The organism is Psychrobacter sp. TB20-MNA-CIBAN-0197, assembly GCF_040309765.1.
In the GTDB taxonomy this organism is placed as follows: Bacteria; Pseudomonadota; Gammaproteobacteria; order Pseudomonadales; family Moraxellaceae; genus Psychrobacter; species Psychrobacter submarinus.
This window is the reverse complement of sequence record NZ_JBEOPC010000794.1, coordinates 1-263: the sequence shown is the minus strand read 5'-3', so window position 1 is coordinate 263 and position 263 is coordinate 1. Positions and strand designations below refer to the sequence as shown.

The window sequence follows — 263 nt, the reverse complement described above, 5'->3', positions numbered from 1 at the left end:
CTATTGTCTTCAAGTTGCTCAAACGATATTCACAGAGATTACTTCTATTGAAGCGATGAAAGGTAGTAATCTACATCTTCTAGAAGGTAATATTAAACTATTAGTCGTTAGTCGACTTCATAATCCCAAATACAATGATTTTCTAGTATATTTCAAAAAAAAATATCCGAATATTACGTTAGATTTGACGGTCAAATCAAGTATGGATATTTTAAATGATTTAAAGCAAAAAAATCCTGCTATTGGTATTTGTTTATCCAAGC

At 29.3% G+C, this 263-nt stretch carries 1 protein-coding gene; it reads left to right on the top strand.

Annotation, left to right across the window (positions count from 1 at the left end; all coding sequences use genetic code 11):
• A partial coding sequence (locus tag AAEY83_RS16025; protein ID WP_351060564.1) for a hypothetical protein occupies nucleotides 1-263 on the top strand: 263 nt, incomplete at both ends.